The organism is Pseudoalteromonas sp. T1lg22 (assembly GCF_002964645.1).
Lineage (GTDB): Bacteria > Pseudomonadota > Gammaproteobacteria > Enterobacterales > Alteromonadaceae > Pseudoalteromonas.
Window position 1 is genome coordinate 274,669 of record NZ_PQBY01000006.1, and the last position, 25,336, is coordinate 300,004.

The following is a 25,336-nucleotide window of genomic DNA, read 5'->3' on the forward strand; positions in this document are numbered from 1 at the left end:
CATGAGTAATGTTGGTCAATTAGAACGTAAAACCCAAAACCGCGTGGTTAAGTTTTTTAAAGAACAACTTGATTACGATTACCTTGGTAATTGGGAATACCGTGAAGGTAACAGCAATATTGAAAAAGACTTGCTGACAAAATGGCTTAAAGGTCGTGGTATTTCTGATGCACTGATTACCCGCACATTACGCCAACTCGATACTGCCGCAGCCCTTGGCGAAGGTAAAAAGCTATTTGATGCAAACAAAGATGTTTATCGCCTTCTCCGCTATGGCGTAAAAGAAAAAGAAGGTGCAGGTGAACTAAACCAAACAGTTTGGCTAATTGACTGGAAAAACCCAGAAGCTAACGACTTTGCCATTGCTGAAGAAGTCACTGTAAAAGGTGAATTGAAAAAGCGCCCTGATATCGTGATTTATGTGAATGGCATCGCGCTTGGTGTAATTGAATTAAAACGCTCTTCAGTCTCAGTCAGTGAAGGTATTCGCCAAAATCTAGACAATCAAAAGAAAGCGTTTATTCGTAACTTCTTTACCACTATGCAGCTAGTAATGGCAGGTAATGACACCCAAGGAGTCCGCTACGGCACCATAGAAACATCTGAAAAATACTACCTCGAATGGAAAGAATGCGCTGGTAAAGAAAACCCCAACCCACTACCAGCAGGTGATATAAAAACAGATAACTTGCTTGATACTCATATCGCACAATTATGTGATAAAAGGCGTTTTCTGCAACTCATTCATGACTTTATCGTATTCGATGCTGGCATTAAGAAAACATGCCGACACAACCAATACTTCGGCATCCAAGCGGCACAGAAACACGTTAAAACGCACGAGGATGGCATTATTTGGCACACGCAAGGTTCTGGTAAAAGCTTAACGATGGTTTGGCTTGCCAAATGGATACGTGAGAATGTAAAGGATTCGCGGGTGCTTATTGTTACTGACCGAACCGAATTAGACGAACAAATAGAAAAAGTATTCTCTGGTGTTGATGAAGAGATCTATCGCACTAAAAGCGGACGGGACTTGGTTGCCACGCTTAATCAACCCAATCCTTGGTTATTCTGTTCACTCGTGCATAAGTTTGGTCGAAATGGCGAAGCAATCTCTGACGAAGACGATGATGAAGCAACAAAAGACTACCTTGAAGCATTGACCAAAAACCTACCAAGTGACTTTGCCGCAAAAGGCAACTTGTTTGTGTTTGTCGATGAGTGTCATCGAACTCAATCGGGCAAGTTACACGAGGCGATGAAAGCTATTTTACCTGAAGCCATGTTTATCGGTTTTACGGGTACGCCACTGATGAAAAAGGACAAGAAGAAGTCCTTAGAAGTCTTTGGTCCATATATTCACACCTACAAATTTGACGAAGCGGTAAGTGATGGTGTGGTGCTAGATCTTCGTTATGAAGCAAGAGATATTGATCAACACTTAACTTCTGAGAAAAAAGTAGACCAGTGGTTTGAAGCTAAAACCAAAGGCTTATCTAACCTAGCCAAAATGCAGCTCAAACAAAAATGGGGCACGATGCAAAAAGTACTCTCCAGCAAATCTCGCTTAGAGCAAATTGTTAGCGACATTTTAATGGATATGGAAATCAAACCTGCACTGATGTCTGGTAGAGGCAACGCCATGCTTGTGTGTGCTAGCGTCCATCAAGCCTGTGTGGTTTATGATTTGTTTAGCAAGACCGACCTTGCAGGAAAGTGTGCAGTAGTAACCAGTTATCAGCCAGTTGCAGGCGCTATAAAAGGCGAAGAATCTGGTGAGGGTTTAACTGAAAAGCTGTTTAAGTATGATACCTATCGGAAGATGTTAGCTGAGTACTTCGAGCAAAGCGAAGAAGAAGCAGCCAAGCGTGTTGAAGAGTTCGAAAAAGCCGTTAAGAAACGTTTTATTGAAGAACCGGGTCAAATGCGCCTGCTGATAGTTGTAGATAAGCTGCTCACTGGCTTTGATGCCCCTTCTGCTACATACCTCTATATCGACAAGAAGATGGCTGATCACAATCTATTCCAAGCTATTTGCCGTGTAAACCGATTAGATGGTGAAGATAAAGACTACGGTTACATCATCGACTATAAAGACTTGTTCCGTTCATTGGATAAAGCCATTAAAGATTACACAGCCGAAGCATTTGATGGTTACGATGCTGACGATGTTAAAGGGCTATTAAAAGATCGCTTACAAGAGTCTCGTGCAGATTTAGATAATGCACTGGAGGCAGTACGAGCGTTATGTGAGCCAGTGAAAGCACCTAGAGATACTAAAGATTTTATTCATTATTTTTGTGGTGAATCTGGTGTTGAACCAAAGGATGAAAATGAGCGCACTGAAAAAGAAGCTCTGCGTTTAACTCTTTATCAATCAGTCGCTAAGCTGATTCGTGCTTACACTAACCTTGCAAATGAAATGGAGCAAGCTGGATATACCTCTGAAGAAGCGGAAAATATTAAGAAAGAAGTCGCGTACTTTGAGAAAGTGCGAGATGAGGTAAAGCTTTCCAGTGGCGATCTACTCGAAATGAAACGTTTTGAGCCTGCGATGCGTCATCTATTGGATATGTATATTCGAGCCGATGACAGTGAGTTATTGATGGATTTTGAAGAGTTGGGCTTGATTGATCTAGTTGTAAACAACAAGGGCAAAGGCTTAGAAGATTTACCTGAAGGCTTGCGTGATAACGAAGACGCAATGGCAGAAGCCATTGAGAATAATGTAAGAAAAACCATCGTTGATGAAAATCCAGTAAACCCTAAATACTTTGACAGCATGGCTACTTTGCTCGATGAAATTATTAAGCAGAGAAGAGAACAGGCTATTAGCTATCAAGAGTATCTAGAACAAATTAGAGCACTGGCAAAGAAAGTGGTAAATCCAACAGAAAACTCTACTCAAAACTACCCTGCGTCTGTTGATACACCAGCCAAACAAGCAATTTACGACAACTTCGGTAATGATGAAGTACTTACAACTAAAATTGATACCGCTGTTCGCTACACCAAAAAAGCTGATTGGCTTGGTGATCGGTTTAAAGAGCGTGAGATAGCCAACGCGGTGCGAGAAGAAGCGGCAGGTTATGACATCAATATTGTTGATGTAATGGAGCTAATTAAAGCTCAGAAGGAATACCATTAGTGCGCCATACCAAAAACAATGCTCAAAGTATTGAAGTAGTTCGTATTGGCGATATTGATGTAGAACTAAATCGCAGAGCCATTAAAAACATTCACCTAAGCGTCCTACCGCCAAACGGCAAAGTACGCTTGTCTATCCCCAACGATACAAGTGAACAAAAGGTAAGGTTGGCAATCGTTAACAAACTTGCGTGGATTAAGAAACAGCAAGCTGACTTTGCAGGCCAAGAACGCCAATCAATTCGTGAAATGGTTAATGGAGAGTGCCACTATTTATGGGGTAAAAAATACCGCTTAAAGCTTGTTGAAGCGCAAGGGAAATATGCGGTTACTGCAAAAGGTAACGGTAATTTAGTGTTAGCAGTTGCAGAAAATACGTCAACCGACAATAAACTCAAACTGCTTAACCGTTTCTATCGAGATGAAATGCAGCGCTCACTTGAGAAATTATTACCTCAATGGGAAAACAAGCTAGGTGTAAACGCTGGTTCTATCAACATCAAAAAGATGAAAACCAAATGGGGAAGCTGCAATATCCAAGCTAAGCGTATATGGCTTAACCTTGAACTTGCAAAGAAGCCACCAGAATGTATGGAGTTCATACTTGCCCACGAGTTAGTTCATTTACTAGAGCGTCACCATAATGAGAGATTCCGCTCTCTCATGGACAAACATATGCCCAACTGGCGTGAACGCAGAGACTTACTTAATAGCTTGCCTTTGGCTTATGAGGATTGGAGTTATTAATAAGATCAAAAATGAGACAAACTAATCAACAATCTCATTTTTTATAAAATTGTCTCTTTTACTATTAGTAATGTCTCATTTTTTAATAGCAGAATACACCTAACAATACTGCCCGCAGGCGAAGCCGCAGCTCCAGGCATATTGGAAGTTGTAGCCGCCGAGCCAGCCGGTGACGTCGGTGACTTCACCGATAAAGTACAAGCCAGGGGCTTTTTTCGCTTCAAAGGTTTTTGAGCTGAGCTCATCCGTATCCACGCCGCCTAATGTCACCTCTGCGGTGCGATAGCCTTCGGTGCCATTGGGTTTGATTTGCCAGTTGTGCAAGTAGTCATGCAGCGCGGCGATTTGGCCGTGCGTGAGCTGATTGATATTGGCATCTGGGATGGCTTTGGTGTCGTGCAGCATTTCCACAAAACGTTTCGGTAAAATAGTCGCCAAGGCATTTTTCAATGACTTTTGTGCGCTTTGCTGGCGTTGTTGTTCTAACCATTCGGTGATGTTTAGGGTTGGAAGTAAGTTAATACTCACTGCCTGCCCTGCGCGCCAAAATGAGCTAATCTGCAAAATGGCAGGACCCGATAAGCCGCGGTGAGTAAAGAGAATATTCTCACGGAATTGAGTGCCGCACTCGCTTGTCACCAGGCAATCGACGCTGATCCCCGATAGGCCATCAAAACGGTCTTTATCATGCTGGTGCAGGGTAAATGGCACCAAGGCAGCCATGGTAGGCAACACCTTTAAGCCGAACTGCTCGGCAATTTTATAACCGATTGGCGTGGCGCCCAGTTTTGGCATGGTAAGGCCACCGGATGCCACCACCAGGGATTCACATTCATAGGTGTGCGTGCCCGTTGTGACTATGTAGCCTTGCTCGGTTTTTTCAACACTGATGACTTCGCTGCGCAACTGCACACTCACGCCCGCCCACTCACATTCGGTCATAAGAATATCGACGATGTCTTGGGCGCTGTTATCACAGAACAATTGGCCGAGGGTTTTGTGGTGGTATTGCAGACCGTGACGGTCGACCAGGTCGATAAAGTCGCGCTGAGTGTAGCGACTCAAGCAAGATTTTACGAAGTGTGGATTCGTACAGAGGTAATTTTCGGGGCTGGCATTTTCGTTGGTAAAGTTACAACGACCACCGCCGCTGATCAGTATCTTACGGCCGGGCTTTTTGCCCATATCGACCACCACTACATCGCGGCCACGGTAACCCGCTTGCGCTGCACACATTAAACCCGCAGCACCGGCACCAATAATCACCACATCTTTTTTAATCACAGCATCACCCCTAGAAAAACCGCCGCTATTCTACCAAGCCAGGGCCGACAAAGATATTTGCTAATTAAAGACTAGCCTGGCTGCGCGATAAAAAAAACGCCTAAATGCCTCGGTCTAAATTGCAGCCAAGGCAACAATAGAGCAAGAATCAACCAGCAAAAAACAATACAAAAGAACCAACAAAATCAAAAATAAAGATACTAACAGATTAATTTTAAACGTATATACGGCCAGATATAACAACCAGTACCCCTTTTATATCCAAAAGTTATTGCAATAATATTAACAAATAATTTACCATCCTCTGCGAAGTGTACTATTTGGGTACAAACTAAAAATAAATGGGGACTCTTATGACAACTAGAAAAACACTCCTCGCGCTAGCAATCCCGATGGCTCTTAGCTCATCGGCCCTCTACGCGAATGACATTCAAGAAGTGACGGCGCCGCAACAGGCGACACTGGCACAAACTCAGGCCAAACTAAAAGGCCAATCGCCATTAACCACGCGCTTTATCATCAAGTACAAAGACAACGCCGAGCTAGGCACCAGTGCTGCGACCATGCCGGGCAATGGCAAGGCCCGTGCGAAGAAGTTTGTTGATGGCTTTAAAACCAATCGTGGCCAGGCTCGCGCTCAATACGTGCGAGAAATGGCCTTGCAAAATCACCACGTGATCCGTGCTGATAAAAAACTATCGGCGAAAGAAGCACAGCAGTTCATGCAAGACATGGTTGCCAGCGGCGAAGTGGAATACATCGAAATCGACCAGATGTTAAAGCCGTTCGCCACACCGAACGACCCACGCTACGGCGATCAGTGGCACTACTATGAAGCGGCCGCAGGCATTAACGCACCAGCGGCATGGGACTTTGCAACCGGTGCCGGTGTAAACCGTGGCCGTGCTTGATACGGGTTACCGCCCACACGCCGACTTAAACGCCAATATCCTCCCTGGTTATGACATGATCTCTGACACCTTCGTTGCCAACGATGGCGGCGGTCGTGATAGCGACGCCCAGGATCCGGGTGATGCGGTAACTGCGAACGAATGTGGCTACAGCCATAATGCCAGCAGCTCTAGCTGGCACGGCACTCACGTAGCGGGTACGGTTGCGGCCGTTGCCAACAACGGCGAAGGGGTAACCGGTGTTGCCTATGACGCCAAAGTTGTGCCGGTTCGTGTACTGGGTAAATGTGGTGGTTTAACATCAGACATCGCCGATGCCATCGTATGGGCCTCAGGTGGTTCGGTATCGGGCGTACCAGCCAACGCTAATCCAGCGGATGTGATCAACATGAGTCTAGGTGGCAGCGGTTCATGTAGCTCAACTACGCAAAATGCCATCAACCAGGCACGTGCCAACGGCACTGCGATTGTTATCGCTGCCGGTAACGACAACGACAACTCGGCAAACTACAACCCGGGTAACTGTAGCGGCGTAATCAACGTGGCTTCGGTTGGCCGTAACGGTGGTCGTGCCTACTACTCAAACTATGGTTCAAACATCGACGTGGCGGCTCCGGGTGGCGCACAAAGCTTCGCTAACGACCCTGAAGGTATCTTGTCTACCCATAACTCGGGCTCAACCTCACCTTCAAGCGACAGCTACCACTACTCACAAGGTACCTCTATGGCGGCACCACACGTTGCGGGTGTGGCTGCGCTTATCAAGCAAGCTAAACCCACGGCGACACCGGATGAAATCGAAAGCATCCTGAAGTCGACCACCAAGGGCTTTAGCGCAACCTGTACCAGCTGTGGTACCGGTATCGTTGATGCGGCGGCTGCGGTTGCTCAGGCAAGCGGCGGTACAACGCCACCACCAAGCGGCGGCAATGAGCTGACTCCGGGCACGGCAGAAACTGGTTTAAGCGGCGCAGCAGGCTCTGAAACAACCTACACCATGACGGTACCTTCGGGCGCCACTAACGTGACCTTCACCACCAGCGGTGGCAGCGGCGACCTGGACATGTATGTTAAGGCGGGCAGCGCGCCAACCACATCAAGCTATGATTGCCGACCGTACCAAAACGGTAACAACGAAACCTGTAGCATCGACAACCCAACGGCGGGCACTTACTACGTGATGCTGCGCGGTTACAGCGCCTACAGCAATGCATCGCTATTGGGTGAGCTAACCACCTCAGGTGGTGGCACGGGCACAGGTGGTGGCGGTACCGTTTCCGATATTTCAGCATCGGCGGGTCAGTGGAAACACTACACATTGGAAGTGCCTGCGGGCATGAGCACCTTGGATGTAAACATCTCAGGTGGTACAGGTGATGCCGACCTATTTGTTCGCTTTGGCGCACAGCCTACGGCCAGCAGCTATGACTGTCGTCCTTATAAAGGCGGCAACAACGAAAGCTGTAGCTTTAGCAACCCACAAGCGGGTACCTGGCATATTAGCCTTAATGCTTACCAGACCTTCTCTGGTGTGACATTAAACGCGCAATATAACCCTTAGGATATTCTCCTACCCAGCAAAAAGGCCGCTTGATGCGGCCTTTTTTATGCGTGCAAAACTAGCCCTAATTACAGGTTCGCCAGTACATGCTCGGCTTTAGATACTTCAAACTGCTTGTCTTCTTCCACAAACAGCTGGGTAACCACGCCATTGTCTACCACCATGGCATAGCGTGTTGAACGCACGCCACCGAAGTCACCCGTGTCTTTATCCAGCCCCAGGGCCTTGGTAAAGCTGGCATCGCCATCGGCCAGCATGCGAATACGATCGGCATTCTGGCTCTCGCCCCAGGCCTTCATAACAAAGGCATCGTTCACCGACACACACATGACTTCATCAACGCCTTTTGCAGTAAACTCTTCGCGCAGAACAACAAAGCCTGGCAAATGCGCCGCCGAGCAGGTCGGTGTAAAGGCACCGGGTACGGCAAACAGCACCACTTTTTTATTGGCGAACAACTCGTCGGTAGTGAAATGGTTCAGCCCCTGCTCGCCTAGTTGTGTCAGGCTTGCGGCTGGAATTTTTTGACCTTGGGCAATCATAATGACTTCCTTTTTGGTTATAGAATCAGGGTATATCTTGGGCCATTCTTACGCTTTTAAACCCAGACTAAGACGAATTTGCTGCAAGCTTTACCGGGTGGCTGTTGCGTAAACATAGAGACGCGTCTGCTTATCTCTTAGATCAATATTAATGCACGCGGAATATTAAGTCTTTATGGCAAGAGAATGAAAAAACAAAACCCGGATATTCCCGGGTCTGTGAAGCCGTTATTTCATGGCCGCATTCACGTACACATCGAAACGGTTTTTCTTGGTCTTGATCTGGGTGCTGGGGGTGCGTTCGTTTAAAAACGGCGCATAATCCGGGCGTTTAACCACCACCCTTTTGCTCGCCAGGTGCAGCGCTGGCGTCAGCAGATCATCGGCATCACCGTCATCCCCCACCAGGGATTGGAATACCCGCATTTCCTTTTTGACCAGAGCGGATTTTTCCCGGTGTGGGAACATGGGATCGAGGTACACCACATCAACTTCCCCCTCGGAAAGGGGTTGCTTCTCTAACAGCACATGGCTGCTGCCATGATGCAGATGCATACGCTCCTTCATCCAGGGGCCGATTTCCGCATCCAGGTAGGCGCGTTCCAAGCCATCATACAGCAGGGCCGCGACCACGGGGTGGCGTTCAAACAAGGTGACCTTGCAGCCGAGCGAAGCCAGTACAAAAGCATCGCGGCCAAGTCCGGCGGTGGCGTCGAGCACATGAGGCGTGGCGCCCTTATTCAGGCCGACGGCCTTGGCAATGGCCTGGCCTTTGCCGCCACCAAACTTACGACGGTGGGCCGCGGCGCCTTCAACAAAGTCGACACGAATGGGCGTGAGCTTAGGCTCGTCACGCTTGCATAAGGCCAATCCCAACTCATCGTATTGCAGGTAAAATTGCTCATCGAGTGGACATTCATCCAACTTAAAGCGCGGGCTTAGGGTATCGCAATAGGCTTGCGCGGCATCGATACGGCAATAGATGTGCACGACTTTCTCCGTGGAAGTGGCTGTTGAGGGAGTATGATATCAGGATTTTCAGCCGCACCGATCACTTAAATACAGTGAAAAGTGCGGCTAAATAGTTGACTAGGCCATTGTTGATGCTTTAAGCGGCAATGCCACTGTGACGCAGCAGGGCATCCACGCTTGGTGCACGGCCACGGAAACGCTCAAACAACACCGCCGGCTCTTCCGAGCCACCCTGCTCAAGGATATGGGTTAAGAAAGCACGGCCGGTGTCGGCGTTAAAGATACCCTCTTCCTCAAATTTAGAGAAGGCATCGGCCGAGAGTACTTCCGCCCATTTGTAAGAGTAGTAACCGGCACTGTAGCCACCGGCAAAAATGTGGCTAAAGCTATGCTGGAAACGATTAAAGCTTGGCCCCTTTATCACCGACACCTGCTCACGCACGCGATCGAGAATGGCCTGAATTTCGCTGCCCTTGCTCGGGTCGTAGTCCGCATGAATATGAAAATCAAACAAGGAGAACTCAAGCTGGCGCACCATCTGCATCGCCGACTGGTAGTTCTTCGCCGCCAATAGCTTATCCAACAACTCCTTCGGCAAAGGCTCATGAGTTTCATAATGACCCGAGATAAAGGCCAGCGCCTCCTGCTCGTAACACCAGTTTTCTAAAAACTGACTTGGCAGCTCCACCGCATCCCAGGCGACACCGTTAATGCCGGCAACGGCGGCGGCATCTACCTGAGTCAGCATATGGTGCAGACCATGGCCAAACTCATGGAACAGAGTGACCACTTCGTCATGGGTAAACAGCGCCGGCTTATCGCCCACCGGACGGTTAAAGTTACACACCAAGTAGGCCACCGGAGTTTGCAATTGTCCGCCTAAACGCACCTTGCGGCCCATGCAGTCGCCCATCCAGGCGCCGCCGCGTTTGTGCTCGCGGGCATAGAGGTCGAGGTAGAAACGGCCACGCAGGGTATCACTGCTGTCGTAAATCTCGAAAAAGCGTACGTCTTTATGGTAGGTATCAAATTCTTTTTGCTCTTCAACACGAATGGCAAACAGCTTTTCAACGGTTTTAAACAAGCCGCTCAGAACCCTGTCTTCAGGGAAGTACGGACGCAGTTGCTCGTCGCTGATGGCATATTTTTCCTGCTTTAGCTTCTCGCTGTAATAGGCATAATCCCAGGCTTCCAGCGCCGTTACACCGTGCGTTTGCTCGGCATAGGTGCGCAGCTCCTGTAAGTCTTGTTGCGCCTGCGGCTTAGACTTGGCGGCCAGGTCATTGAGGAAGCCAAATACCTGCTCCGTTGAGTCGGCCATCTTGGTTGCCAGTGACTTTTGGGCATAGTTCTCAAAGCCTAACAACTGCGCCAGTTCATGACGTAGTTTCAGCTCTTCGTCCATAATGGCGCTGTTGTCATATTCGCCGGCGTTAGGGCCCTGATCCGAGGCGCGGGTAACAAAGGCGGTGTAGGCTTCTTCACGTAGTTCGCGGTTATCCGCATGGGTCATGATCGGCAGGTACGAGGGGATATCCAGGGTAAACAACCAGCCTTCTAATTCTTTGCTTTGGGCGGTATGAGCCGCCAGGTCTTTTGCCGACTCGGGCAAACCGGCCAGCTCACTTTCATCGGTGATATGCTTTTGCCAGGCCAAGGTGGCATCCATTACATTGTTGCCGAACTTGGCGCTGAGCTCACTCAGGCGACTGACGATTTCGCCATAGCGCTTTTTATCTTCGTCATTCAGAGCTATGCCCGATAATTTGAAGTCGCGCAGGGCGTTATCTATGACCTTCTTTTGCGCCTTGCTTAGGCGAGTGTATTCATCGCTGTTGGCCAGTGCCGTATAGGCATCGAACAGGCCCTGATGCTGACCCACAAAGGTGTTGTATTCGCTCAACAGCGGCAATACCGCGTCGTACGCTTCACGCAGCTCAGGGGTGTTTACCACCGAGTGCATATGGGAGACGGGTGAAAATAAGCGGCCCAGTTTGTCATCGGCCTCTTCCAGAGGCATCACCAGACCTTGCCAGGTAAAATCCTGCGCTTCAAGAACCTGGGCTATGGTGTCTTTACATTCTTTGATGCCATGCTCGACGGCTGGTTGCACATGCTCGGGCTTAATTGTTGAAAACGGTGGTAAGCCTTCGAGGGCAATCAAGGGGTTGGTCATAACTGAGTCTCATAATACGATTAATACCTACATTCTTGGGGCAATACGGCAAAATACAAGTGCAGATCAGCGCCTTCATTTCTGCTATGGTATGGCAAACCAAATATGACAGTAAAAGTTCATAGGAATAAACAACATGTCTCAACACTTTGATTATATTTGCATCGGTGGCGGCAGTGGCGGTATCGCCTCGGCTAACCGTGCCGCCATGCGCGGTGCTAAGGTGGCCCTGATTGAAGCCACTCACCTGGGCGGCACCTGCGTAAACGTGGGCTGCGTACCGAAAAAAGTAATGTGGCACGGCGCCCAAATTGCCGAAGCCATTAAACTCTACGCACCGGATTATGGCTTTGATGTTGAGCTAAAAGACTTTAACTGGCAAAAACTGGTAGAAAGCCGCGAGGCCTATATCAGCCGCATCCACCAGGGCTATAACAAATACCTGGCCAGCAATGGCGTTACCGTGATCAATGGCTTTGCCAAGTTTGTCGATAACAAAACCGTAGAAGTGAACGGCGAGCACTACAGCGCCGACCATATTCTTGTGGCCGTGGGTGGTCGCCCGACCATTCCTAATATTCCCGGCGCCGAGTATGGCATCGACTCTAACGGCTTCTTTGAATTAAACGAGCAGCCAAAACGCGTTGCGGTTGTTGGCGCCGGCTATATCGCCGTAGAAATTGCCGGTGTATTAAATAGCCTGGGCACAGAGACTCACCTCTTTGTTCGTCGCCATGCGCCGCTGCGCACCTTTGATGGCATGCTGGTTGACACCCTGGTCGAGGTAATGAAAAAAGAAGGCCCGACCCTGCACACCGAGTGCTCGCCGAAAGAGGTGGTTAAAGAAGCGGATGGCAGCCTGACCCTGCACTTCGAAAATGGCCACAGCCAGAATGTCGACCAGGTGATCTGGGCCATTGGCCGCACGCCAACCACGGATGCCATTAATATTGCCGCGGCGGGTGTGGAAGTGACCGAGTCTGGTTATGTGAAAGTCGATGAATACCAAAACACCACGGCCGAAGGCGTGTATGCAGTGGGCGATATTATCGAAGGCGGCATCGAGCTGACGCCGGTGGCGGTTAAGGCCGGCCGTATTCTTTCCGAGCGCCTGTTTAATGCCGAACTGCCGAATGATATGAAGATGGACTATAACCTGGTTCCTACCGTGGTCTTTAGCCACCCGCCCATCGGCACCATAGGTCTTAGCGAAGAGCAGGCCATTGCCGAGCATGGCGAAGAAAATATCAAGGTGTATACCTCAAACTTTGCCGCCATGTATACGGCGGTCACTCAACACCGTCAGCCGTGTGCCATGAAGCTGGTGTGCCTGGGCAAGGAAGAGAAGATCATCGGCCTGCACGGCATCGGCTTTGCCGTGGACGAGATGATCCAGGGCTTTGCCGTGGCGATGAAGATGGGCGCAACCAAGGCCGACTTTGATGCGGTAGTGGCGATACACCCAACAGGTTCGGAAGAGTTTGTGACTATGAGATAGAAAAGCTTGGGCTAAAGTAACGAAGCAATTCATCTAAAAAAAGAGGGCCACTAGGCCCTTTTTTTATCTTAAGGAATCTTTCCTGCCCCAGCCACCATTCCCCTTAACCTCGTTCCTTTTCCGCCAGATAACTCCCCAGCACTAAACGCAGTTCATTCACCGTTGCCTCGACGCTGCTTGGCTCGAGCAAAAATGCTTGCTGCATGGTACCGGCGGTAATGTTCTGGACCATAATCGCCAAAAATTGGCTGTCTTGTGGCGATAAATCCGGGTTACGCAAGGCCACTATCTTGGTCATAAAGAGGATAAATTCGGAGTTTTTATGAGGCTGACGAACCTCTTGCACAACCGGTAAATAGTCGCCGTGCTGCCACACATAATTGGCAAAGGGCAGCAACAACTTATCAACCAGCTCATAGGGAGACAGGGTTAACCACAGCTGATCATCCACCTCTTCCAGGGTACGCACAATATCGCCGATGGACTCTTCGTGTCGCTCGAACAAGGCCTTGAGTACCGCATCCCGGTCGGAGAAGAAATGATAAAGGGAGCCGATAGAGGTGTGTGCCATTTTCGCCAGGTTTTGCATGGTCAAGTTTGCCAATCCATCCGCTTCAATTATTTTGGCGGCGGCATCTAGTAACATTTGCACACGGCGAAATCCCCTTTCCTGCTGGGGCGTGCGTGGGGCTGTGCTTTTAGCATTCGAATTTGTCATAGACTCTTTTACTGACTTAGGTCCTGCTGGACATCAAAAACATTTGAGCACACCCAGGCGATGAAAAACAAGAAAATTAGATGACACCCTCTAGTTTTAAAACTAGAATACCCCCTCTATTTTATTACTCTAGTTGCGAGCAATGCGTTATGAGTATCTGGTACCTACTTTGCCTGCTGTCGACCCTGGCAGTATTAATCGCCTTCAGTAACCAGTTTCTGGTGAAAACTCAGCCCACCATTGCCATCACGGCCGGGTCCTTGTTGATGTCGATGCTACTTATTCTTGCCGGTAAGGTCTTTGGTACCGACGCCACACAGGAACTCTTTAACTTGGTTGCCGAAATAGATTTTAAGCAATTTCTACTGGATGGCGTCCTAGGGGTGTTACTCTTTGCCGGAGCGCTGGAAATTGACCTTAGGGTGATGAAAAAGCAACGCAAGGAAATAGCCGTCCTGGTGCTGTTTTCAACCCTGGTCTCTACCTTTATCGTGGCTTATCTCAGCTATCAGTTACTGGGCTTTATGGGTTGGCCCGTGCCCTTTATCTACTGCTTGCTTTTTGGGGCGCTGATCAGCCCTACCGACCCCATCGCCGTGCTGGCCATCATCAAGCAGATGAAGGCGCCGGAAAATATTTCCATTCAGGTAGAGGGCGAGTCGCTGTTTAATGACGGTGTCGGCCTGGTGCTGTTTACCACCATTTTAGCCGTGGCCTTGTCGGGCACCGCGCCGACCGCAGCCGGGGTCGCCCACCTGTTTTTGGTCGACGCTATTGGCGGCATCGCCTTTGGCCTGGTGCTCGCCTTCGTCTCCCATGTACTGATCATAAAAAGTCGTGAAGCCAATATTCGCCTGCTGCTCACCATCTGTATTCCCACCGCCGGCTTTGCCACCGCGAATCTGCTCGGAATATCCGGGGCCTTGGCCATGGTGGTCAGCGGTATCTTTATTGGTAATGTAACCCGAGGAAAAGCGGCGACCATGTCGCGCTACACCAGCGTTCGCAACGTTCGTAACTTCTGGCATGCCATCGAAGGCGCCTTAAATGCGCTCTTATTCCTCTTGATTGGCCTGCTGTTAGTCACTCTGCCCTTTACCTGGGAAGAAATAAGCATTGGCTTACTCATGATACCCATTGTCCTGCTGGCGCGTTTTATCAGTGTATCGCTGCCCTACCTCGCTTTTCGCCGTTTCCGCCAGTACGACGTCAACGCGGTGCGCATTCTCACCTGGGGTGGTTTGCGAGGCGGACTTGCGCTGGCGATGGCGGCCTCCATTCCCGCGGGGCAGGCCGTGGTTAATGGCACGGATATTAAAACCCTGTTGGTGACCTTAACCTACGTGGTGGTGATCTTCTCCATTATTGTTCAGGCGTCCACCATTCGCCCCCTGATCGAGGGCAGTATCCGCGCCTCGGCAAACAAGGATTCCTGAACCCAGGCACAGGTTCAGGGCTAATCTAGGCTCACCCAGATTAGCCCTGCTCCTTCTTCGGCAAACGCCGCCCCAGCAACCATTCGTTTTTTTAGAATGGTAAGCGCTGATTTTACTAATTTTCGTTCTTATAAATTGAGTCTATTATTTCCTTATCGCAACACAGAGACCTAATTAAGGAAACGAAGATGAACTTACACACACTTATTAACAGCAACGAGACTCTCACCAACATCAGTGCCCTACTCGCGCGCTTTGGTTTAACCGCACTCTTTGTGCTTACCGGCTTAAGTAAAATCGAATTCTACGATGCCACGGCCCAGTACATGGCCTCGGTTGGTGTCCCCGGTATGTTACTGCCGCTGGTTATTTTATTGGAGGTCGTTGGCGGCATCATGATTATTGCCGGCCTGCTGACTAGATTAACGGCCTTGGCCTTTGCACTCTTTAGTGTGGTGAGCGCCCTACTGTTCCACTTTCAGCTTGACGACCAAACGCAGTTTTTAATGTTCTATAAGAACATCGCCATTGCCGGTGGCTTCCTTGCCCTGGCGGCCTCGGGAGCGGGCAAATTCAGCCTAGATGCGCTGCTAAGTCGCCGTCAGGCCAAATAACCGCAAATGAATCAACGGCCCGCACCCTGCGGGCCTTTTTGCCGCTTATCAGCCGGGTAATACCTTTCTTTTTACCCAGCGCATGTTAGGGTTAGGCTATGATTAATCGTCCTTTTTAGCTCATGCTCAGGATCACCTTAGAACAGTGGCGGATGTTTCGCGCCGTCGTCGAATCTGGCGGCTTTAATCAGGCCGCACAGAGCGTACACAAAAGCCAGTCGAGCGTTCACAGTGCGGTCGCAAAAATTGAGGCCGCCTTCGGCGTTAAGCTCTTTCATATCGAGGGGCGGCGCACCGTACTGACCGACGCTGGAAAAATGCTGCTCAGACGCGCTGAATACCTGTTGGAAGAAGCGGCCAAGGTCGAAGCCATAGGCCACACCTTGGGCGACGGCATTGAGTCGCGTCTGCGCATCGCCGTCGACCAAACCCTGCCACAGCATCTTCTCTATGCCGTGCTCGAAGCCACCAGCAGCCAGTATCCGTTATTACGCATTGAGTTGTTTGAGTCCATTTTGACCGGCGCTTTGGAGTTAGTGCAAAACGATCAGGTAGAACTGGCGGTCTCCCCCTACTCTGGCGATGGCTTTAGCGAACAGCTTTGCAGTATCGACTTTATCGCCGTGGCACACCCGCAGCATGCACTGCATCATCTGGGCCGAGCGCTGACCCGTGAAGATTTAAAAGCCCACCGCCAAATAGTTGTCCGCGACTCAGCCCTTCAGGGGAAACAAGATGCCGGCTGGCTGGGTGCCGATCAGCGTTGGACGGTTAGCCAGATCAACACCTCCATCGACATGATAGGCAATGGCCTGGGCTTTGCGTGGTTACCCAAGCATGCCATTACCCCTGCCCTTGCCGATGGCACCTTAAAACCCCTGCCGTTAAGTAGCGGCGCACAGCGCACCCATCCACTGTATCTCTTGTTTAAAGACGGCGATAACCTGGGGCCGGCGGCACGGACCTTTATTGGCGAGTTACGCAGCCGGGTATAAATCGCAGTCCCAACAAGCGTTCGCTTAAAACGAACGATATGTGCTTTTTATACTCATTTTAATCTCTTTAGCGGGATATTAGACTGGCTTCAACACCTCAAGTTTGGAGCACATCTTATGAAATATTTTCGCAAAGCCACTGAACGCGGAACGGTTGATCTCGGTTGGCTAAAAAGCCAACATAGCTTTTCATTTGGCCATTATTACGACCCCGCCCATATGGGCATCTCGGCGCTCAGGGTGATTAACGAAGACAGGGTTCAGCCAGGGCAAGGCTTCGACACCCATGGCCATCGCGATATGGAAATTATCTCCTATGTGATCAGTGGAGCCTTGAAGCATAAGGACAGCCAGGGCAATGAATTTATTGTTCCTGCTGGAGAAGTGCAGCGTATGAGTGCCGGCAGCGGTATTATGCACAGTGAATATAACGCCTCGGACAGCGAGCCGGTGCACTTTTTACAAATTTGGATTCAGCCAAAATTCCGCGGCATTACGCCCAGTTACGAGCAGATGCAAATTCATCAGCGCGGTGAACTGACGCCCCTGGTGACGCCGACCGGGGAGCCGGGTACTTTGAGCATTAACCAGGATGCACGCATCTCGCGGCTGCAGCTAAAACCGGGAGCGCAATACAAGTTGACTAGCGCCGGTACGGGTTATCTGCACCTGGTAAGCGGCCACGCCCACAGCCAGGAACAGGTTTTAGAAGCCGGCGATGCCTTTGCAACGGATAAGGATGACACAGTGACTATTTATGCCGATTCGGCCCTTGAAGCACTTTGGTTTGAGTTACCCTGATGACGCTCACCACGCTCCTCGTTATCGCCGCAGTGGTGATGCTCACCGGCATTTCCAAATCGGGATTTGCCGGTGCCCTGGGTGTGTTTGCCGTCCCCCTGCTACTGCTGGTGATGCCCGCCCTTGATGCCATTGCCTTGATGTTGCCGATTCTCATCATTGCCGATGTCTTTAGCTTAAAAAGCTATTGGCGCCAATGGCAAAACGAGCTGATCCGCCTGCTGTTGCCCGGCGTTGTTGTCGGGGTATTGATAGCGCAGTGGCTGATTCAAATTATTCCCGCCACCTGGCTCAGTGCCGCCATCGCTACCCTGAGCCTGTTGTTTGCACTGCGCAGCTTGTTTTTTGCCAAGGTTCGTTATGGCTTTTTGGCAAGCGACTGGGGCGGGCGCGTTATGGCAACCTTATCCGGACTGGCCAGCACCTTGGTCCATGCCGGCGGACCGCCGTTGATCATTTACTTCACCGCCAAGGCTCTGGCCCCGCGCCAGTATGTGGCCACCGCGGCGGCGCTATTTGCACTGATGAATGGCGTTAAACTCGCGGCCTTTAGTGCCCAGGGACTGCTCACCCTGGACCTGCTGTTCACCGCCTTAGCCTTTGTGCCATTAGCCCTGCTAGGCAATTGGTTGGGAGTGAAAATTCAGCAAAAGTTCAATCCCCAGCATTTTTTACGGGTGATGAACTGGCTCTTGCTGCTGTTGGCCTTGGTCCTCTATGCCAAGCTGATATTTAGCTAGGAACGCTAAGACTTTCCCCCGTCAGCGGCTCGGCGCGCCAAACTTTTTCCTCATTCTTGTGTGCATCCACCATACTGATAGTTTGTAACCTTCACAGGAGCAAAGCCATGGCCCTGAATCTTCACGTCATTATTTGCAGCGTCCGACCCGGCAGAGTCGGCCCATCCGTCGCCAACTGGTTTTACGAGTTTGCCAAGGAGCAAGGCGGCTTTGATGTTTCCCTGGTGGATATTGCCGCCTTTAACCTGCCCATGTACGACGAACCCAAGCATCCGCGCCTGCAGGAATACCAGCATGAACATACCAAGGCCTGGTCGCGCAGTGTGGCCCGGGCCGATGCCTATGTGTTCGTTCTGCCCGAATACAACTTTTGCCCGCCCTCGTCCTTCACCAACGCTCTGGATTATGTTTATAACGAATGGAATTACAAACCCTGTGGCTTCGTCAGTTATGGCGGCGTCTCCGGTGGCCTGCGTTCAACCCAGGTAGCCAAACAGTTAGTGACCACCTTAAAGATGATGCCCATGATGGAAAGCGTGATGGTGCAAATGCCCTGGAACCTGCTCGATGAGAATAAACACTTTGTTGCCAATGAACACCACACTGCCTCCGCTAAATCCCTGTTAGAAGAGCTGGAAAAATGGGCCAAAGCGCTAAAAACCATGCGCTGATACTCAGCCTTGCGCCTCAGTAAAAAGGAGCCAAACCATGAGCATCAAACTCACTAAAACGGCCGATGGCCAATATCGCCAGCAAGTACAAATCGGCCCACATCGGCTCTTTGCCGATGCCCGTATCGATCCCCAGAGCGACAGCGCACCGGATCCCCATGATATTTACGACTCGGCCCTGGCGGCATGTAAGGCCATTACCCTGCTTATGTATGCCCAAAGAGCGGGGATCCCATTAACGGATGTGGCCGTGGACATCACCCGGGATGCCAGTGAGGAGCGCCAGGGACGCTACCAGTTGCACCTAGACCTTATGCTGGGCGGCGAGCTTGATGCGGCGCAGCGGGAGAAGCTGGCGCAAATAGCCGATAAATGCCCAATCCATAAACTTATGACCCAGGTAGAAACCATCATCACCACGGACTGTAAATAGGAACCCATATGAGCAATCTAACCAATGACACCCGCAATGACTGTGAGCTAATGGACGCCTGCGGCGCGGTGAAAATGGTGTTAAAGCCCAAGGACACAGATCTGGGCGGTTTTTCCGTGCGCCGTTTGTTACCAACGGCGCAATTGAAAATGATAGGCCCGTGGATCTTTTTCGATCATATGGGCCCGGCCAGCTTTGCCCCTGGCCCAGGCATCAATGTTCGCCCCCATCCCCATATCGGCATTGCCACCGTCACTTATTTGTTTGCAGGTGAGATCCTTCATCGCGATTCTTTGGCCAGTGTGCAGCCCATTAAGCCGGGGGATATCAACCTGATGGTCAGCGGCAGCGGCATAGTCCACTCCGAGCGCGAGCGCCCCGAGGCAACCGCTCACGCACGCAACCTTAACGGCCTGCAACTCTGGCTTGCCCTGCCTAAGGAGCAAGAAGAAATGGATCCCGCCTTCTATCACTACCCGGCCAGCAGCGTGCCCCTGGTCAATATTGATGGCGTCCCCGTGCGAGTCATGATGGGCAGCGCCTATGGCGTCGAGTCGCCAGTGCACACCTTTTCCAATACCCTGTATTTGGAAGCCGTGCTTAAACCCGGCGAGTCATTAACCCTGCCACCATGCGCGGAGCTCGGCCTGTATGTAGTGCGCGGTCATTTAAAAGCGAAAGACACCAACATCCCCGAGCACTGCATGGCGGTGTTTTCCGATACCCATGACATAAGCGCTGGCGTTACTGTCACCGCCAGCGAAGACTCGCGCATCGCCCTTATCGGCGGCGAGCCGCTGGGCAAACGTTTTATCGAATGGAATTTTGTTTCCAGTCGCAAGGAGCGCATTGAGCAGGCCAAGGACGACTGGCAAAACGGGCGCTTTGCCAAGGTTCCCGGCGATGAGCAGGAGTTATTCCGCTGCCCTAACGAGCATGTGATGTTGCCACTTATCGCCATCCCCTTTCTTTTTTTACCGGCTTGACGCATGCTAGGCCGAGTAAAAACTCTAAGGAGCCGAGAGATGTCCAATCAAGATGCATTTTTAGAACGTTTTCCCAAGGCCTGCGAAATCAAGGTGGCCTGGGGTGATATGGATGCGCTGCAGCATGTCAATAACACCCTCTACTTCAAATACTTTGAAATTGCCCGTATCGATTTTTTAAATCAGGCCGGCATACTTGAACACCTTGCCGCTGAGCAGGTCGGCCCTGTACTGGCCGACAATTACGCCAAATATAAGCGCCCAGTGACCTTTCCCGACACCCTGCTGATCGGCGTCAGTATCAGTGACATAGGCAACAGCAGCTTTACCACCCACTACAGCGTGTTTTCCAGTGCGCAGCAATGCGTAGTGACTGAAGGTCAGGCAAAGTTGGTGATGTTTGACTTCAAAACAATGCAAAAAGCGCCATTGAATGATAGCTTGTTATCATTCCTGCACTTAAACCTAAAGGGCTAATCATGGACTATGCAAAGCTCGGCCGCAGCGGCTTAAAGGTATCACGCATCTGTCTTGGTACCATGACCTGGGGCAAACAAAACACCCAAAGCGATGCCGATGAGCAACTCAATTATGCGCTTGCTCAAGGCGTTAATTTTATCGATACCGCCGAAATGTACGCCGTGCCACCGAGTCCCGATACCTATGGTAAGACCGAAACCATTATCGGCGACTGGCTCTCTCGTCATCAAGAAAAACGTAAGGAGCTGGTGCTTGCGACCAAGATAGCCGGCAACGGCTTAAGCTGGGTCCGCGGTGGCGGCGACATCAACAAAGAAGCGGTGATAACAGCCGTCGACCAATCCCTTAAGCGTTTGCAGACTGACTATATCGATCTCTTCCAGTTGCACTGGCCTAATCGCACCTCACCGCATTTCGCCAAGCAATGGCCGGGCATGGTGGATATCAAGAGCGTGGATAAAAGCACCGAACGCGCGCAAATGCATGCAATTTTAGAGGGGTTAGATACTTGTGTTCGCGCCGGTAAAATCCGCCATTGCGGACTTTCCAATGAAACTCCTTGGGGGCTTAGCCAATATCTGGATCTCGCCAAGCAGTATTCGCTGCCGGCCATGGTGTCGATGCAAAACGAGTTTAGCCTGGTGCATGGCAAGGATTGGCCTTATTTAATCGAGCAATGCCATCATGAAGACGTAGCCTACCTGCCCTGGTCACCACTGGCCGGCGGTATGCTTAGCGGCAAGTATCTAGGTGGTGCGCGCCCGGCGGGCTCGCGCTGGACTATAGCCCAGCGCAATGGTTTGTTCCGCGATACCGAGCAAGGCCAACAAGCGGTGGCTCGCTATCAGGAAATTGCCAAGCAGCAAGGGATCACTGCGGCGCAGCTGGCACTGGCCTGGTGTAACCAGGTGCAGGGCGTCACTTCGACCATTATCGGCGCCACCAGCATGGCCCAACTGCAGGAAAATATTGACGCCTTTGCGCTTACCCTCAGCGAGGAAACCTTGGCGCAAATCGATGCGGTATTTAGGGAGTACCCGGCGCCCTACTAGTGCTGAAAGAGCACCCTGACGACATAAAAAAGGCTTGCAACACGCAAGCCTTTTTTAACTCTTAGAGCCATTGACGCAGCAACACGGTGAGCGCCAGGAAGGTAAAGGCCACGGCCAGTAATTTATTAATAATTAACTGGTTGCGCTCCAGCCAGGGATAGAAACGCGGATGACTGCAAAGCATGGCCACCACACAGTACCAGAGCGCATCGATAACGGTCGGCGTTGCCACCATCACCGCCTGCTGTTGCCATTGCATCGGCTCGGCGGGAATAAAGGGCGAAAACAGGGCGACAAAGAAAATCGCCAACTTGGGGTTTAAAAAGGCAATGGCAAAGCCGTCTTGAATGGCACCGCGACGCTTGCTGCCCGCAGCTTCTATCTTAAGTTTGGTAGCCCCACTGCGCCAGCTGTTAAAGGCCAGATACAACAAATACAGGGCGCCGGCATAGATCAGGATCTGATACAACAAGGGCACCTGTTGCTGCAAGGTTCCCAGACCTAAAATGGCTAGCAGCGCATACACACCCACACCGAAACCGTGACTTAGGGCGCAGGCAATACCGCCGGAGCGACCACTTTGCAGGCAGTGTTTTAAAACCACGGCCAGACTAGGACCCGGAGACATGGCCCCCATTAAACAAATGCCCACCAAGGCCAGCCAATTTGTTAACTCCATTATTTTTGCCTTTGTTCTTGTATTAATTCAAATAATTGTACCGTGGCCAGGGTGTCATTGATAGCGCGGTGATGCCCTTGTAAATCAATCCCCAACTCCTTGCACAGCTTACCCAGGGAATAAGAGGCATATCCCGGCAGGTGCTTGCGTGCCAAACGCACGGTGCACAGCTTAGGTAGGATCAGGTTTTTGTCGGTACGGGCAAACTCGGCGCGTAAAAAGCCATAGTCAAAATTGACATTATGGGCGACAAAAATGGCCCCTTGTAAAAACTGCCACAGCGACGGCGCAATCTGCGCAAAGGTCGGGGCATCGGCCACCATGGCATTGTCTATGCCGGTCAGCTCGGTAATGTAGCGCGGAATATGTCGCTCGGGGTTGATCAGTGAATGCCAGCGCGCAACCTCCTTGCCATTCACCAACTTGACCGCGGCAACTTCGGTCACCCTGTGGCTATTCTTTTGCCCACCTGTGGTTTCAATATCCACCACCACATAGGGCTGCTCCGGGTTGACCTGCCAGATTACGCTTTGCACTTGTACCTCGAACCCGGCTCGCTGCAACTGACGTATGGCGAGCAGCTGATTGCGGCGCAGGCTATCGCCCGGTGCCTTTATCTCTTCAAAGCGCAGCTTGCCTTGCGCTATCACCATCAGATCCGGGTAGCCGTCTTTGGCATTGATGAAGTCCTTGGCCATCACGGTTAATTGCGCATAAATGGCCGACAGCGAGGCATGTTCAATCAGAAGCAACAAGGGATCAAGCAGGTTTTCATGCCAGCGAATAAAGGCATTAGGCTGCTGATAATGCCGGGTAGCATTGGCGGTAATATGATGCACCAGCTTGGACTTGGTATCACAGTGTGCAAACAGCGCCGCGATATTGTCCCGGTACATGTGATAGAAACGCCCGTCGCGCAAGCTGCTTGGAAATACATCAAACTCGGTGCACACGCCGCCCTGGGCGCTGGTAAAGAGCTCATCCCAAAAACACAGGGCAAAGAGATGAAGCCACAATTGGTTCTCGCAATGCAGCGCCTCGCTACCCTGTTGCCGATATAAATCTATGACACCCTGCTCTACGTGGTGAGAATAGGCCTCGTCTATGGCCAAAGGCTCGCCATGGCGCAATAAATCGGTCAAGGTGCTGGTGCGCTTGCCCTGAAATTTAAGGGCATAAAAGTCCTGGGCAAAAAACAACACCTGCTCGCAGCTGGGATCCTCGATTAAGGCCAACAACCGAGCCTCGACCCAATCTTTGTCACCGCGCTTATAGCGCTGGCGCACCACCAGCTCCACCGCCTGAGGATGTTCGCTCTCGGCCAGCAAATCCAAGGCTAATTGCTCATCACACCCCCCCAGGGTCAACAGCTTCTTACCCAGCACATACAAGGACTCATGGCGATAACGCGTCGCCAGCGCTCCCTGTGCCAGCGGCGCCTGGGTTAAGCCAGACGCCAAAACCAGCAACTGGGGTTCTTCCTCCAGGGCTTTCGCCTGAGCGCGCACCTCACCGTAAAAAAACGCACTTTTAGCCTCATCGAGCTGGTTAAAGCGAGCCCCAATCTCCCCCTTGTTGGTGCGGCGAATACCCAGATCGCGCAATGAAAACTGCGTCATCGAGCTATTGATACGACCAAAGAAAACAAACAAGAGGTAGTGCAGCACCGAATTATAACTGTGCACTAAATAGCTTAAAAAAAGCTGGCTGTGACGCACATGACCAAAGCACAGGGTTTGCTGGCAATACGCCAGCCACATCGGCTTTTTCGCGGAGAGGGCAATGCCGGGCAGCTCAAGCTCCTTGCACAGGTTGATCAGCTCCAGCTTAGTAAGAGATTCAAGCCAGGCGGCAAATTCATGCTCCTGCACATGGCGCACCCATTGCCGACGCTTAAGCAGCGCCAACGCCAGCGGCACATGGTCGATTTCCTCGTAATGTAGGCTGCTTTGCTCAACGAAGTCGGACTTGCGATTGTACATGCGCACCAGCACACACTGAGCATGCTCGGGCAGGCTCAGAAATTCATTGATATAGCCGCGCTCGGCATCCGCGCACAGATGCCAGGCATGTTGCTGATGATAATTGAGAAACTCTTTAAAATGCGCCAGGTAATAGCGTGGCGGTAGGACTTTCTTTTCCATGCAAGCACACAGTTAGGTAAAACTAACCGTGAGATTAACACTGTTTATTTATACAGTAAACTTTTGAATTCTAAGACCCTAAAGCGCTTGCCATTGTTTTGTAACCAGGACCTGCTCGTCGAGTAACACCTGTCCCTCGAATACCTGCCCCGTGCGCACCTGCCCCACTCCTTTAGGTGTCCCCGTTAACAACCAATCACCATCTTGCAAACGCTGCCAGCTGGCCAGCTCATCAATGGCCGTTTGCACCGGATACAACATCTGCCTGGTCTGGCCCTGCTGCACAAGTTCGCCGTCGATATACAAACGCAACGACAGCCTGGCGATGTCCGCCTCATCGATGGCAGCAAAGTCACTTGCCAGCACGGCACCATCGAAACTTTTTGCTCGCTCCCAGGGCAACCCCTTGGCTTTTAATTCACCTTGCAGCGCCCGCTTGGTGAGATCCAAAGCAAAGGCCACGGCAACCGGACGATTGTTTTTGATGACAAAACACAGCTCCCCTTCATAATGCAGAGCCTCATTTTGATGCTGCGACAGCAACACATCGGCAAGCACCGAGGGCGGCTTGTTGAAGATCACCATGGCATCGGGCATGGCATTATCCAGCTCCTTGATATGCTCGACATAGTTACGGCCTATACAGGTGATTTTTTCGGGTTTTGTTGCCATATTTTTATCTCGTTTTGGATTTTTCCTCAGTGTATGGCGCTGCTTGCACCATCGCAAGCACCTGAGCTCGGCCG

At 50.9% G+C, this 25,336-nt stretch carries 21 protein-coding genes and 1 pseudogene; 14 read left to right on the forward strand and 8 right to left on the reverse strand.

Annotated features, from left to right (window positions below):
* Position 1: 1 nt before the first annotated feature.
* Together C2M24_RS03490 and C2M24_RS03495 are read left to right on the forward strand one after the other, a co-directional pair.
* A complete protein-coding gene (locus C2M24_RS03490; RefSeq protein ID WP_105213322.1) occupies positions 2 to 3,151 on the forward strand; it encodes a type I restriction endonuclease subunit R in 3,150 nt (1,049 codons plus the stop codon).
* Entirely contained in the window at positions 3,151 to 3,897 is a 747-nt protein-coding gene (locus C2M24_RS03495) for a M48 family metallopeptidase (RefSeq protein ID WP_105213323.1), read from the forward strand. The genes C2M24_RS03490 and C2M24_RS03495 overlap by 1 nt, the downstream gene beginning before the upstream one ends.
* Positions 3,898 to 3,996: 99 nt before the next feature.
* Here C2M24_RS03495 and C2M24_RS03500 read toward each other — a convergent pair whose 3' ends face one another.
* Positions 3,997 to 5,181 (reverse strand): NAD(P)/FAD-dependent oxidoreductase, encoded by a 1,185-nt coding sequence (locus C2M24_RS03500; RefSeq protein WP_105213324.1) that lies wholly within the window; start codon positions 5,179 to 5,181, stop codon positions 3,997 to 3,999.
* A gap of 353 nt (positions 5,182 to 5,534) precedes the next feature.
* Here C2M24_RS03500 and C2M24_RS03505 point away from each other — a divergent pair.
* Positions 5,535 to 7,653 (forward strand): annotated as a pseudogene (locus tag C2M24_RS03505) (S8 family peptidase).
* A 68-nt stretch (positions 7,654 to 7,721) separates the two neighbouring features.
* Here C2M24_RS03505 and C2M24_RS03510 read toward each other — a convergent pair.
* The 3 genes from C2M24_RS03510 to prlC all read right to left on the reverse strand — a co-directional run bounded on the left by C2M24_RS03510 (position 7,722) and on the right by prlC (position 11,343).
* Positions 7,722 to 8,195, reverse strand: a complete 474-nt coding sequence (locus C2M24_RS03510; protein WP_105188331.1) for a peroxiredoxin — start codon at positions 8,193 to 8,195, stop codon at positions 7,722 to 7,724.
* Between the two features lie 228 nt (positions 8,196 to 8,423).
* Positions 8,424 to 9,185: a class I SAM-dependent methyltransferase gene (locus C2M24_RS03515; protein WP_105213325.1), complete on the reverse strand. Its 762-nt coding sequence runs from the start codon at positions 9,183 to 9,185 to the stop codon at positions 8,424 to 8,426.
* 118 nt (positions 9,186 to 9,303) lie between these two features.
* Positions 9,304 to 11,343, reverse strand: coding sequence for an oligopeptidase A (prlC, locus tag C2M24_RS03520; protein WP_105213326.1), 2,040 nt, complete (start codon positions 11,341 to 11,343; stop codon positions 9,304 to 9,306).
* A 136-nt stretch (positions 11,344 to 11,479) separates the two neighbouring features.
* Here prlC and gorA point away from each other — a divergent pair, with 136 nt between their 5' ends.
* Positions 11,480 to 12,841, forward strand: a complete 1,362-nt coding sequence (gene gorA, locus C2M24_RS03525; protein ID WP_105213327.1) for a glutathione-disulfide reductase — start codon at positions 11,480 to 11,482, stop codon at positions 12,839 to 12,841.
* A 103-nt stretch (positions 12,842 to 12,944) separates the two neighbouring features.
* Here gorA and C2M24_RS03530 read toward each other — a convergent pair whose 3' ends face one another.
* On the reverse strand, positions 12,945 to 13,559 hold the full coding sequence (locus C2M24_RS03530) for a TetR/AcrR family transcriptional regulator (RefSeq protein WP_105213328.1): 615 nt from the start codon (positions 13,557 to 13,559) through the stop codon (positions 12,945 to 12,947).
* A 149-nt stretch (positions 13,560 to 13,708) separates the two neighbouring features.
* Between C2M24_RS03530 and C2M24_RS03535 the strand changes: the two genes are divergently transcribed.
* The 10 genes from C2M24_RS03535 (at position 13,709) to C2M24_RS03580 (ending at position 21,767) form a co-directional block, all read left to right on the forward strand.
* Entirely contained in the window at positions 13,709 to 14,995 is a 1,287-nt protein-coding gene (locus tag C2M24_RS03535; RefSeq protein ID WP_105213329.1) for a cation:proton antiporter, read from the forward strand.
* A 188-nt stretch (positions 14,996 to 15,183) separates the two neighbouring features.
* Positions 15,184 to 15,609, forward strand: a complete 426-nt coding sequence (locus C2M24_RS03540) for a DoxX family protein (RefSeq protein WP_105213330.1) — start codon at positions 15,184 to 15,186, stop codon at positions 15,607 to 15,609.
* Positions 15,610 to 15,731: 122 nt separating this feature from the next.
* Positions 15,732 to 16,604 carry a LysR family transcriptional regulator gene (locus C2M24_RS03545; protein ID WP_105213331.1) on the forward strand — a complete coding sequence of 291 codons (873 nt, stop codon included), beginning with the start codon at positions 15,732 to 15,734 and terminating at the stop codon, positions 16,602 to 16,604.
* A gap of 117 nt (positions 16,605 to 16,721) precedes the next feature.
* A complete protein-coding gene (locus C2M24_RS03550; protein ID WP_105213332.1) occupies positions 16,722 to 17,405 on the forward strand; it encodes a pirin family protein in 684 nt (227 codons plus the stop codon).
* Positions 17,405 to 18,145 (forward strand): sulfite exporter TauE/SafE family protein, encoded by a 741-nt coding sequence (locus C2M24_RS03555; RefSeq protein WP_105213333.1) that lies wholly within the window; start codon positions 17,405 to 17,407, stop codon positions 18,143 to 18,145. The genes C2M24_RS03550 and C2M24_RS03555 overlap by 1 nt, the downstream gene beginning before the upstream one ends.
* A gap of 107 nt (positions 18,146 to 18,252) precedes the next feature.
* Positions 18,253 to 18,816, forward strand: coding sequence for an NADPH-dependent FMN reductase (locus C2M24_RS03560; protein WP_105213334.1), 564 nt, complete (start codon positions 18,253 to 18,255; stop codon positions 18,814 to 18,816).
* A 37-nt stretch (positions 18,817 to 18,853) separates the two neighbouring features.
* On the forward strand, positions 18,854 to 19,249 hold the full coding sequence (locus C2M24_RS03565; RefSeq protein ID WP_105213335.1) for an OsmC family protein: 396 nt from the start codon (positions 18,854 to 18,856) through the stop codon (positions 19,247 to 19,249).
* Between the two features lie 8 nt (positions 19,250 to 19,257).
* Complete coding sequence (locus tag C2M24_RS03570) at positions 19,258 to 20,235, forward strand: pirin family protein (RefSeq protein ID WP_105213336.1); 978 nt, start codon at positions 19,258 to 19,260, stop codon at positions 20,233 to 20,235.
* A gap of 39 nt (positions 20,236 to 20,274) precedes the next feature.
* Positions 20,275 to 20,712, forward strand: coding sequence for an acyl-CoA thioesterase (locus C2M24_RS03575; RefSeq protein WP_105199521.1), 438 nt, complete (start codon positions 20,275 to 20,277; stop codon positions 20,710 to 20,712).
* Positions 20,713 to 20,714: 2 nt separating this feature from the next.
* Complete coding sequence (locus C2M24_RS03580; protein WP_105213337.1) at positions 20,715 to 21,767, forward strand: aldo/keto reductase; 1,053 nt, start codon at positions 20,715 to 20,717, stop codon at positions 21,765 to 21,767.
* Positions 21,768 to 21,828: 61 nt separating this feature from the next.
* On the opposite strand, the gene C2M24_RS03585 is transcribed toward C2M24_RS03580, so the two are convergent.
* From C2M24_RS03585 to C2M24_RS03595, 3 genes are all read right to left on the reverse strand, one after another.
* Positions 21,829 to 22,446, reverse strand: coding sequence for a LysE family translocator (locus C2M24_RS03585; protein ID WP_105213338.1), 618 nt, complete (start codon positions 22,444 to 22,446; stop codon positions 21,829 to 21,831).
* Positions 22,446 to 24,590 (reverse strand): exonuclease domain-containing protein, encoded by a 2,145-nt coding sequence (locus C2M24_RS03590; RefSeq protein WP_105213339.1) that lies wholly within the window; start codon positions 24,588 to 24,590, stop codon positions 22,446 to 22,448. The genes C2M24_RS03585 and C2M24_RS03590 overlap by 1 nt, the downstream gene beginning before the upstream one ends.
* 78 nt (positions 24,591 to 24,668) lie before the next feature.
* A complete protein-coding gene (locus C2M24_RS03595; RefSeq protein WP_105213340.1) occupies positions 24,669 to 25,262 on the reverse strand; it encodes a fumarylacetoacetate hydrolase family protein in 594 nt (197 codons plus the stop codon).
* Between the last annotated feature and the right edge of the window lie 74 nt (positions 25,263 to 25,336).

Coding starts and splice junctions, on each gene's coding strand:
- C2M24_RS03490 (WP_105213322.1), top strand. CDS start 2: ATGAGTAATGTTGGTCAATTAGAACGTAAAACCCAAAACCGCGTGGTT.
- C2M24_RS03510 (WP_105188331.1), bottom strand. CDS start 8,195: ATGATTGCCCAAGGTCAAAAAATTCCAGCCGCAAGCCTGACACAACTA.
- prlC (WP_105213326.1), bottom strand. CDS start 11,343: ATGACCAACCCCTTGATTGCCCTCGAAGGCTTACCACCGTTTTCAACA.
- gorA (WP_105213327.1), top strand. CDS start 11,480: ATGTCTCAACACTTTGATTATATTTGCATCGGTGGCGGCAGTGGCGGT.
- C2M24_RS03530 (WP_105213328.1), bottom strand. CDS start 13,559: ATGACAAATTCGAATGCTAAAAGCACAGCCCCACGCACGCCCCAGCAG.
- C2M24_RS03535 (WP_105213329.1), top strand. CDS start 13,709: ATGAGTATCTGGTACCTACTTTGCCTGCTGTCGACCCTGGCAGTATTA.
- C2M24_RS03540 (WP_105213330.1), top strand. CDS start 15,184: ATGAACTTACACACACTTATTAACAGCAACGAGACTCTCACCAACATC.
- C2M24_RS03545 (WP_105213331.1), top strand. CDS start 15,732: ATGCTCAGGATCACCTTAGAACAGTGGCGGATGTTTCGCGCCGTCGTC.
- C2M24_RS03550 (WP_105213332.1), top strand. CDS start 16,722: ATGAAATATTTTCGCAAAGCCACTGAACGCGGAACGGTTGATCTCGGT.
- C2M24_RS03555 (WP_105213333.1), top strand. CDS start 17,405: ATGACGCTCACCACGCTCCTCGTTATCGCCGCAGTGGTGATGCTCACC.
- C2M24_RS03560 (WP_105213334.1), top strand. CDS start 18,253: ATGGCCCTGAATCTTCACGTCATTATTTGCAGCGTCCGACCCGGCAGA.
- C2M24_RS03565 (WP_105213335.1), top strand. CDS start 18,854: ATGAGCATCAAACTCACTAAAACGGCCGATGGCCAATATCGCCAGCAA.
- C2M24_RS03570 (WP_105213336.1), top strand. CDS start 19,258: ATGAGCAATCTAACCAATGACACCCGCAATGACTGTGAGCTAATGGAC.
- C2M24_RS03575 (WP_105199521.1), top strand. CDS start 20,275: ATGTCCAATCAAGATGCATTTTTAGAACGTTTTCCCAAGGCCTGCGAA.
- C2M24_RS03580 (WP_105213337.1), top strand. CDS start 20,715: ATGGACTATGCAAAGCTCGGCCGCAGCGGCTTAAAGGTATCACGCATC.
- C2M24_RS03585 (WP_105213338.1), bottom strand. CDS start 22,446: ATGGAGTTAACAAATTGGCTGGCCTTGGTGGGCATTTGTTTAATGGGG.
- C2M24_RS03590 (WP_105213339.1), bottom strand. CDS start 24,590: ATGGAAAAGAAAGTCCTACCGCCACGCTATTACCTGGCGCATTTTAAA.
- C2M24_RS03595 (WP_105213340.1), bottom strand. CDS start 25,262: ATGGCAACAAAACCCGAAAAAATCACCTGTATAGGCCGTAACTATGTC.